The organism is Cytobacillus sp. S13-E01, from assembly GCF_029193815.1.
In the GTDB taxonomy this organism is placed as follows: Bacteria; Bacillota; Bacilli; order Bacillales; family Bacillaceae_L; genus Bacillus_BV.
This window is the reverse complement of sequence record NZ_JARFVC010000045.1, coordinates 21915-32162: the sequence shown is the minus strand read 5'-3', so window position 1 is coordinate 32162 and position 10248 is coordinate 21915. Positions and strand designations below refer to the sequence as shown.

The 10248-nt window shown below is 37.3% G+C and carries 9 protein-coding genes and 1 pseudogene; 3 read left to right on the top strand and 7 right to left on the bottom strand.

Features of this window, described 5'->3' with window-relative positions:
- Positions 1-687, bottom strand: a 687-nt coding sequence (locus PY093_RS19385) for a reverse transcriptase domain-containing protein (protein ID WP_275643805.1), incomplete at its 3' end; no start/stop codon positions are given.
- Positions 688-1322: 635 nt separating this feature from the next.
- A complete protein-coding gene (locus PY093_RS19380) occupies positions 1323-1583 on the bottom strand; it encodes a hypothetical protein (RefSeq protein ID WP_275647440.1) in 261 nt (86 codons plus the stop codon).
- Positions 1584-1921: 338 nt separating this feature from the next.
- On the opposite strand from PY093_RS19380, the gene PY093_RS19375 reads away from it, so the two are divergent.
- Entirely contained in the window at positions 1922-2026 is a 105-nt protein-coding gene (locus tag PY093_RS19375) for a YjcZ family sporulation protein (RefSeq protein WP_275647439.1), read from the top strand.
- A gap of 101 nt (positions 2027-2127) precedes the next feature.
- Positions 2128-2214 (top strand): annotated as a pseudogene (locus tag PY093_RS19370) (YjcZ family sporulation protein); the annotation flags it as partial.
- Positions 2215-2734: 520 nt separating this feature from the next.
- On the opposite strand, the gene PY093_RS19365 reads toward PY093_RS19370, so the two are convergent.
- The 3 genes from PY093_RS19365 to PY093_RS19355 all read right to left on the bottom strand — a co-directional run bounded on the left by PY093_RS19365 (position 2735) and on the right by PY093_RS19355 (position 5757).
- Positions 2735-4153 carry a SpoVR family protein gene (locus PY093_RS19365; protein ID WP_275647438.1) on the bottom strand — a complete coding sequence of 473 codons (1419 nt, stop codon included), beginning with the start codon at positions 4151-4153 and terminating at the stop codon, positions 2735-2737.
- A gap of 219 nt (positions 4154-4372) precedes the next feature.
- Positions 4373-4702: a DUF3889 domain-containing protein gene (locus PY093_RS19360; RefSeq protein ID WP_275647437.1), complete on the bottom strand. Its 330-nt coding sequence runs from the start codon at positions 4700-4702 to the stop codon at positions 4373-4375.
- 62 nt (positions 4703-4764) lie between these two features.
- The gene (locus PY093_RS19355) at positions 4765-5757 is read right to left on the bottom strand and encodes a M14 family zinc carboxypeptidase (RefSeq protein ID WP_275647436.1); all 993 of its coding nucleotides are present in this window, start codon (positions 5755-5757) and stop codon (positions 4765-4767) included.
- 189 nt (positions 5758-5946) lie between these two features.
- Here PY093_RS19355 and PY093_RS19350 point away from each other — a divergent pair, with 189 nt between their 5' ends.
- Positions 5947-6192, top strand: coding sequence for a YhdB family protein (locus PY093_RS19350; protein ID WP_275647435.1), 246 nt, complete (start codon positions 5947-5949; stop codon positions 6190-6192).
- A 146-nt stretch (positions 6193-6338) separates the two neighbouring features.
- On the opposite strand, the gene PY093_RS19345 is transcribed toward PY093_RS19350, so the two are convergent.
- Positions 6339-8087, bottom strand: coding sequence for a phospho-sugar mutase (locus PY093_RS19345; RefSeq protein ID WP_275647434.1), 1749 nt, complete (start codon positions 8085-8087; stop codon positions 6339-6341).
- Positions 8088-8400: 313 nt separating this feature from the next.
- A complete protein-coding gene (locus tag PY093_RS19340) occupies positions 8401-9942 on the bottom strand; it encodes a bifunctional GNAT family N-acetyltransferase/carbon-nitrogen hydrolase family protein (RefSeq protein WP_275647433.1) in 1542 nt (513 codons plus the stop codon).
- Positions 9943-10248 lie beyond the last annotated feature (306 nt).

The window sequence follows — 10248 nt, the reverse complement described above, 5'->3', positions numbered from 1 at the left end:
TGGAGTTCCTTCTTTGGATGCTTGAACTAAACCGTTTACCATAATACCGCTTTTGAGGTATTGGCGGATAAGATGTAAAACACGCTTATCTTTTACCTTTTCCTCGATGTAGTACATGAGTTTATCGTGGTTCACTGTGTCAAAATAAGCTTTCATATCCATATCTACAACGTATCTGTACCCTTGCTCGTAGTACGACTTCGCTTGTATGATAGCCTGGTGTGCACTACGCTTCGGACGAAACCCAAAGCTATTATCGGAGAACGTAGGGTCAAATATTGGTTGTAAGACTTGATTGATTGCTTGCTGAATCATCCGGTCGATAACAGTTGGAATCCCTAATTTTCTTACACCACCGTTAGGTTTTGGAATTTCAACCCGCAACACGGGTTGTGGGCTATAAGTTCCGTCATGTAATTTCGTTAGTAACTCTTCCCTGTGCTCCTTCAAGTGCGGGAGTAACTGGTCGTAAGTCATACCGTCTACGCCTGCGGCTCCCTTATTTCTGACAACTTGGAGGTAGGCTTGATTGAGATTATTCCTTGTAAGAATTCTCTCATACAGATTTACACCATTTTGATTGTTCAGTTCACCATGGAAATTACTATGCACTCCGTTATACTCTTCATGTTCCACATTATCTCTCTGACGGTAGCCAGGTTTCCCTGTTTTCTGCGGTTGTCGCAATTTCCACACCTCCTTGTATCCTCAAAATTATTATTGTTCAGTCCTTCACGTCCTGTCAGCGAACGCTACTATGACCTCGGCTGACTTCTTACGATTCATCCTCATGTCACCATGAAGATTGCACTGGTTCGTTATCACTTAACTTGCACTGTGCCCTCGTAAGACCTCCCCTGGTAAGAGTGAATACTTTCCTCCCATGTAACTGCTAGATTTACTGTATAGGTTTCGAGCAGTATTGGACTTCAGTTTGTCTTGCAACCTTATCCGACCTAATTCAGCCTTATATCTAGTTTCTGTTCGTCAGTTCAGGAGTTTGCGTCCGACTTCCTTCAGCCACTACCTCACGATAGCCACCTTGTCTTTCGCTAACAGTTCCTACTGCCAAGCCTGTAGTGGACTTTCACCACCGAGTATTCACCCATGCAGGGCGCACAAGGAAAATGGCATATTTCGATTCGTATGCCATTTCTAATGTCAATTTTCCGTTATGTACCTCAAAACGGAACGGTTTATATGTTTAGATGCAGGAACATCAATTTAGACAGTCTATAACCAAAATGAAAAACTCCTAGCTTTTGATAGGAGTTTTTCAATAATTTTAAAGTTATAAATTTATTTTTTCTAATTTCAATAGGCTACCAAAAAAATAGTGGTAGTAAGGCTAACCCAGCAATAGCACCTAATGCGAGTCCTGCTCCCCAGCCACCATAGCCAGCACCGAACCCTCCATAACCAAATCCGCCTAAGTTTCTGGAATTTCCAAGTGGTTGTAAATAAACTCTACTGTTAGTAACATGCCCAATTATACCTCTGTGAGTTCTTCCGTCATGGGTTCTGACTTCAACAGCTCTACCTTTGTGTCTTTGGCATAGTCCATGATAATGTCCAACTGACATTTCTTTCACCCCCATATCTTTATGACCATATGACAGTATATGTATTACATAGAATATCGTACAGGTCAGATGTATCAGGGAATTAGTGGAAACCTGAGAATTTTCAAATTGTATTAATCAAAGTTTAGGACAATTGTCTATGCATTATGATCAAGGTATATCATTATCCTTTTAAATTAAAAACACTTCTGCGAGTTCTCACTTGATTGACATCCATCCTGAAATTTCTTAATCACCTTAAAGTGGTAAAGCCCAAATTACCTTCAAATGGGGTACTATCCATTTCAACATTTGATGCAATACATATATTAATAACAAATGATTAAGGAGGTGTTGTTATGAGTGGTGCTGGATATGGTGCTGGTGGTGGATTTGCTTTGATTGTAGTGTTATTTATCCTACTAATTATTGTGGGAGCTGCTTACGTTGGTGGCGGTTATTAAAATAAACTAAATAGTATATGTTAGGAGGGTTTTTTATGGCATTTGGTACTGGATACGGGTATGGATGTGGATACGGCTATAGTGCACCTGTTGCTGGCGCTGGCGCTGGCGGAGGTTTTGCTTTGATCGTCGTGTTATTCATCCTTCTTATTATTGTGGGAGCTGCCTTTGTTGGTGGCGGTTATTAAATACAACTAATTCATATGTTGTAGGATGAGGTTAATACGGCATTGGTGTGCCTATTGCTGGTGCAGGATATAACATTAGTAGATGGTTTGTCCTGACCGTCATGTTATTTTATCCAACTCATCGTCGTAGGTGCAGTGTACGTTATCAACCAAGTACAAAAGCTAAGGGCGCCCGCTTATCGGCGACAAGCATAAGACGGTTCCTTTAAGAAGGTGGTTTTTCCTTCTTAAAGGAAATGGCTTATGACCTCAGGTCCGATGGCGCCTGGAGCTAGACGTAGATAGACAAAGACACGAAGTTATACACAACCTTATAATTTTATAAATTCCTAAACAATGACAAAAAGCATAATAGGCTGTCGCGAGTCCTTCGACAGCCTATTATTGCTACAATTATTGCTCATATGCCATCTTATTGGCCGGGCGCATAGTGCTCCATTAAAACTAAGTTCAAACACTTTTCTTTCTCATACATACATAAAAAGGGGTGTTGCTGAATATACAATCGAGCAGTATACATCTAAATATACTTCCTATGCATATTCTTCCCATCATACGTAAAGACAACACTTTTATTTTCAATCATTGACTCCAAATGAACAGGTCTTCCCCAGAGTTGGTATAGATAAGGTAATACTTTTTCAAGATATTTCAAATCTAACTCTATATCCTCATACCAGTGCTTTAAGTACATTTCCCCACTTTTTAAATAGTCACCATCATTAACTGTGATATATGGAAAACCACCATTAACACGCATACTTACTAACTGATCTCGGACTTGCTCCCATTGTTTATCAACAACTTTATAGTCCTTTCCTTGTTTTTGGAAAAGGTACATATCTTCACGCATGACAAGGTCTTTTGTTAAATAATTTCTAATAAAAGAAATGTCAGATTCAATTTCACGCACTTCAAACATTTTCTCCCGACCGGAACCTGGTTTCACACCTAGTTCAATCATTTCTTTCGTAGGATTATTGTACCTCTCTTCAATATCTTCAAAGATTTTTAATCCTAAATAATAGGGATTGATGCTCGTTCTAGATGGCTGAACAACACCTGCATTTAGTTTTGCAAATTCTATTGCTTCAGAAGATGATAAATCCAACTCACGTATAATTCGTTGATGCCAGTAGGAAGCCCAGCCTTCGTTCATGATTTTCGTTTCTAGTTGTGGCCAGAAGTACAACATTTCTTCCCGCATCATTGTTAAGATATCACGTTGCCACTCTTCTAGTTCACGACTGTGTTCTTCTATAAATAATAAGATATCCTTTTCCGGATTTGGTGGGAATCTTTTTCGTCTCTTTTGTGGAACAGCTTTCGGTTTATTTTTATCATCTAAACCCCAAAGGTCATCGTATGGAGTAGCATTTGATGTTATTTTACCATCTTCTTCCTCCTCATCGTCTAAGCTCCACGGAAGTTTTGGTCTCATTAATGAGGGGTCAATATGCTCCTGGATTGCCAGGACTGCATCTAAAAATGTTTCAACTGCCTGCTTACCATGAATAAGCTCATAATGGTTAATTCGTTCGGCAGTTGCAGCCATACTTTCAACCATATCTCGTTTTGTATTACCGAATCGGCAATTGTTTTTAAAGAAATCACAGTGAGCCAAAACATGCGCAACAATTAGCTTGTTTTGGATTAAAGAGTTTGTGTCAAGCAAAAATGCGTAACAAGGGTCGGAGTTGATAACCAATTCATAAATTTTACTTAATCCTAAATCATATTGAATCTTCATTTTATAAAACTGCTTGCCAAAGCTCCAATGTGAAAAACGAGTTGGCATTCCATATGCTCCAAACGTATAAATAATATCTGCTGGACAAATTTCATACCTCATCGGATAGAAGTCAAGACCAAAATATTTAGCAATTTCAGTAATTTCATCTATCGAATACTCTAACGCTTTTCGGTCCTCATATCTCAAAGTTGATCTCCCCCTTTTCTTCCTTATCACAATTTATGACCAACTTCGGGAAATGATGAAAAAGGTTTAGAAGTTCTTTATCCATATATCATTAAAAATGCTTGTAAATGTTAGGAAAATAATTGAAGATTTTTGGTTATCCGGGGCTATTTTATTAGTAGTTAAAGGTCTAGGATGGGAGGATTATTTGATAAAATAAAGGCCCAGTAACCGGCGCCTTTACCTTGTTTCCTTTAATGTGACTGATGTTAATAAATTTGTCTTAGGATTAAATTTGACATTCACAATTGCAGTAAATGTACGATTTTCATCTTTAATCTGAAGCTCAAATGTATCTTGCGCTTCTGTCTCTGAGATAACTTTTCGTCCTTTATAATCGTAATCACTAATTTGACTATCGGTATAGTTTAATTTTGCAACATCAACTGCAATTTGCCCCCACTTCTTATAATCCTCATTTTGAGCATAGGTTTGAGTGCTAAATTGGGTATATGCTATAATGCTGAAAATCATAGCAATTATACCAATTTTATATGTAAATCTGTTCATTTTCATTCCTTCTTTCATCTGAATTAATGATAGTTTTTCCAAGAAAAATGAAAATATCAAAATTACTTTTCTAGTTTTACGGCTTCTGTGGCCATCATTAGCCCTATCGCCCTATTACGTTTCCATTCTTCCGCTAACACATAAAGCGGTGGACTGGTTTCATTTACTTGAAAACTTATTTCAGCAGTAAAGGCTGGTCGATTAAATTCACTAATAAACCAATCTGTATATCCTCCACCAACTGCATGTTTTGGAGGCTCTGCAAGTTCGTAACCGGTCATTTTAGAAAACTTTTGAGCTATTTTCTTATCCCGATTGACAAATTCTGATTTATTTTTATAGTACCAATATAAGACCCTTCCGCTAGAGTGATACGCTATAGCAATAGATGGATCTATTTCATAGGTAAACCTTACCATCGCATCCGTCTCTTTAGCCTCTAACGGTTTATTCCCTTTATAAAATTGATACGAGACATTATCAGAATCCCCTTCAATTTCATTCCAACCCGCTGGATATTGCCGATTTAAATCTATCCCGATGCCGTTTGCCTTCCATTTTTTAAAATTAAGATCATTTTCATTCATATCAAGTAGGAGCTCTTTATAAACAATAGGGAATTTGTCGATTCCTTGTTGCTGTATCGTCACACCGTCCGGATTTAACATAGGCACAAACCATATTGAGACTTTGTCAAGTACTGATACATCATATTCAAAAAGCGTTCCGCCTTTTTTGTAAGCAGGAGTATAGGCATCAAGCATTTTCATTAGTAAATTGGTTGTCAACCATTCTCTTCCATGGTGTGAGCCAATAAATAAAATATTTTTTTCCCCTTTCCCAAGCTTGATAGCAGGTATTTCTTTCCCTAAAGTAGACCTTCCAATTATTTTGACTTCAAGTTCTTCTGGATAATGTCTTGTTAACGACTTAATATCCATCATCATTTGGTCATATGTATATACTTGGTCTGGATTTACAATTGCAGCACCAATGGATTCAGTTTGATAAACAAAAAGAAGTAGAAAATTTAAACAAAAAATTAGTTTCTTCATCATTAATAACCCCAAATTTTTATTTATCTTAGGTTTTACAAATAAGCTACTCTTACTTTGGCATTTTTAGGAATAACAAAACCCAATTATTCAAAAAAATGCATTGGTGTTTACCCCAACATTTACAGTGCAATAAAACAGCTCAACTCCACAAACTAAACTCAACTCCTAAAGAAGGAGGGATGACGAGTGAATATAGTCGATTACGATAAAGCGCTTTATTACACTCACCGATCACAATGGGATAACCTGTTAATCCTGATGGTGAGGACAAAAGATGATTTTCTATCTAAAAAAATCGAGCAGTTTTTACATGCATATAATTTTGAAAAAGACTACACGGTGATTGAAAATAACCTTTATTCATTACTTCGCTATATCGATCATGCTTCTGAATTTAAAGAAGAAGAAGAAGAAATAACGGCGTTAGTATAAAGTGAACAAAAGGAAGGTGAGCTTTTCTCGCCCCTTCCTTTTTTAATATTGTTTTGCACCTAAATGTGTAGTGTTACGATTGGAAATTTTATCATACCCTGTTGCACCTAAATTTTATGCTATTCTTTTAAAAAACAGCAAGACCATTATGGTCTTGCTGTTACATTAAGAAGATTATGAATTTGTTTTACTAAATCTTTTGAAATCTGTTCTAAGTTTGTTTTACTTTCTTCCAGTGACGTACCTTTAACACCAAAGTAGAACTTAACCTTTGGTTCTGTTCCAGATGGTCTTATACAGAACCAAGATCCATCCTCAAGATAGTATTTTAGTACATTCGACTTTGGTAAGTGAATGACCTCCTTTTTGCTTGCTGCTAAATCGGTCCGTTGACTTGTTTTATAGTCTTCAACAGTAACCACATTACGTCCGGCAATTTCTGTAGGAGGAACAGCTCTAAACCTTGTTAGTAGGCTCTCAATTTGTTCGGCACCTTCTTTACCTTTAAGAGTTAATGATTCCAACCCTTCACGATAATAGCCATACTTTTCGAACAATTGCATCAAACCTTCATGTAATGTTAGACCGCTGTTTTTATAATAAGCACACACTTCTACAGCTAGTAATGCAGCTTGCACTGCATCTTTGTCCCGTGCAAAATCACCAATTAGGTAGCCATAACTTTCTTCATAACCAAATTGGAATGAGTATTGTCCTGATTCCTCATACTCTTGAATTTTTTCACCAATAAACTTAAAGCCTGTTAAGGTATCAACTGTTGCTACACCATACGAAGTTGCAATTTCGCGTCCAATTTCAGAGGTTACAATTGTTTTTAGAACGACACCATTATCAGGAAGAATGCCTTTATCTTTCTTTTGAGACAAAATATACTCAAGTAAAATGGCGCCAGTTTGGTTTCCTGAAAGAACCACATATTCGCCACTTTCATCCTTAACTGCAATCCCAAGTCTATCTGCATCTGGATCAGTTGCAATTAGTAAATCAGCATCCAACTTTTTGCCCTCCCGAATTGCAAGTTCAAATGCTGCATGTTCCTCTGGGTTTGGAGATGTTACAGTAGAAAAATTAGGGTCAGGAAGCTCTTGTTCCTTAACTATTGAAACATTCTTATAGCCTAATGCATCTAATCCTCTTCTTACAGGTTTGTTTGCTGTTCCATGTAAGGGAGTGAAAACAACCTTCACATCAACCTCTGTTGATAACCCAGGGTTTAATGAAATTGTCATTAATTTTTCAGTATATGCTTCATCAATTTCTTTACCTATAATCGTAATTAGTCCCCGTTCTTTTAACACATCTTCACTCTCTACGTGTATAAGCAATTCATTTTCAGCAGCGTTTACGTTCTGAATGACTATATCTGCCTCTGCTGGTGGTAATTGTCCACCGTCTGAACCATATACTTTATATCCATTGTATTCAGGAGGATTGTGACTCGCTGTTACGACAATGCCGGAATAGGCATTTAAATGACGAACAGCAAAAGACAGTTCAGGAGTAGGACGCAATTCATCAAAGACATATGTTTGAATGCCATGTGTCGCCAACGTTTTAGCCGATTCCATCGCAAATTCAGGAGATTTGTTACGTGAATCAAATGCAATCACCACACCCCGCTTTTTCGCGTCATCACCAAATGATTCTATGTATTTTGCTAAACCCTCCGATGCTTTACGAACAGTATACACATTCATACGATTTGTACCTGGGCCAATTTCCCCACGCATACCACCAGTACCAAATTCTAAGTTCTTATAAAAGCAATCTTCAAGCTCACTCTCATTTTCCTCTTTTTCAGTTAATAATTGCTTCATCTCTGGATCTAAAGAAGCATTGTTAACCCACTGCTTATAAATTTTTTTCCAGTTCACTGTTGCCACCTGCTTTTCATTTAGTCTTTTTCAGTATTCTTCATATTTTATGTTATCCCTGCTAAAACAGTATGATATTTTTTCTCATGCGCAAGGGGGCAGTAAAACCCACCACAAAACTTATGGAATTCAAGGAAGTTTAGGTGGGGATCAACTTGCCCCTAAAGGTCCGATAAGTTCAACTAACAATTAGTGGAGGATGAAGAAAACCCCCATTGATTGAAGTTCCACTATATGATAAAAATCGGTAATAGCATTCATATTTTAAAAAAGGGTTTAATAGAAGACACCACCATTTAGTAGTGTCACAAAGTTAATCCTTATAGTTAATTCCGTAAATATCAGGTCGTCGATCTTTTAATTGACGTACTGTCCCGCTTTGACGTTGACGGCGCAGGATTTCTAAATCGACATCACCAATAATGACCATTTCAATATTTGGATTACATTCTCCAACAATACCTTCTCGTGCAAACTCAAAATCAGAAGGTGCGAAGATCGCTGATTGTGCATATTGAATATCCATATTCTCTGTTTGCGGCAGATTTCCAACCGTCCCTGCGATTACTGTATAAATTTGATTTTCAACTGCACGAGCTTGAGCACAATAGCGCACACGGAGGTAGCCTTGTCGATCTTCAGTACAAAACGGCGTAAAGATAATGTTTGCTCCACGGTCTGTAGCGATACGTGCTAGTTCTGGAAACTCAATATCATAGCAAATCTGTATTGCAATCTTTCCGCAATCTGTATCAAAAACCCTTACTTTATCGCCACGACTAATTCCCCACCACTTTCTTTCATTTGGTGTGATATGAATTTTGTATTGTTTTTCAATCGTTCCATCTCTTCTAAATAGGTAGGCTATATTATAAATTTTCCCCTCATCTTCCTCCACAAAGTGAGAGCCACCTATAATGTTTACATTGTATTTTACAGCTAGTTCTGTAAATAAAAGTATGTAATCCTCTGTAAACTCAGTCAATCTTTGGATTGCTTTACTTGGAGATTGTTCATCTAAAAATGACATTAATTGAGTTGTAAATATTTCTGGAAACACTGCAAAGTCAGAGCCAGCATCAGATGCTACATCCGTATAATACTCAACTTGCTTTGCAAACTCTTCAAAAGAATTAATCCGTTTCATCTTGTATTGGACAACACATATCCGCACAGGGAACGCCGTTTTATAATGTCGTTTTGTTTTAGCACGATAGTCAAAGTTATTCCATTCCATTAATGTCGCATATTTATTAGATGCAAGATCGTCTGGTAAATAGTTTGGGTTTATGCGCATTAATGTGAAGCCATTCATTAACTGAAAGGATAATACTGGGTCATGTAGTTTATGGGTAGTTACTTGTTCTACATACTCCCTTGGAGACATTTCCTTTTCGTGTTTATGATAAAAAGGAATACGCCCACCAATAATAATACTTTTTAAATTTAATCTACGGGCCAAATCCTTTCTTGCCTCGTAAAGTCTATTACCGATTTTCATACCACGATACTCTGGATGTACCATTATTTCAATGCCATACAAATTATAGCCATCCGGATTATGATTTGTGATATATCCTCCATCAGTAATGTCTTCCCATGTATGTTTATCATCATATTCATCGAAATTCACGATTAAACTTGAGCATGAACCGATGATTTCTCCATCATACTCCACACAAATTTGCCCTTCAGGAAATTCCTCTAAATGACTTTCTAAATGATCTTTTTGCCAAGGTTCCATCCCTGGAAAGCATATTTTTTGAAGCGCAATAATATCCTTTATATCTTTATAGCCAATTTGGCGTAAAATGATCTTTTTTTCAAATTTTGATAAATCAATTTTATTAGACACCTAATTTTGCCCTCCTCATAATTTCTAACAAAGTAGGTATGACCCTCTATCATCTATTTTTACACACTATTTTACAATAAACTATTATTAATACAAGAAAAGCGCAAGGCGCCCGCCTTTCGGCGACAAGCATAAGACGAGCCCTGACTGAAGGGGTATTTTGCCTTCGGGAAGGGCTTGGCTTATGACCTCAGGTCCGATGGCGCCCGGAGCTAGTCACTAAAACTTTTTACAAATTTTTATACTTTCTTATCTTTTAAAGAAAACTCGCCAAGTGGCGAGCCTGACGGGAGAAGACAGAGGCGT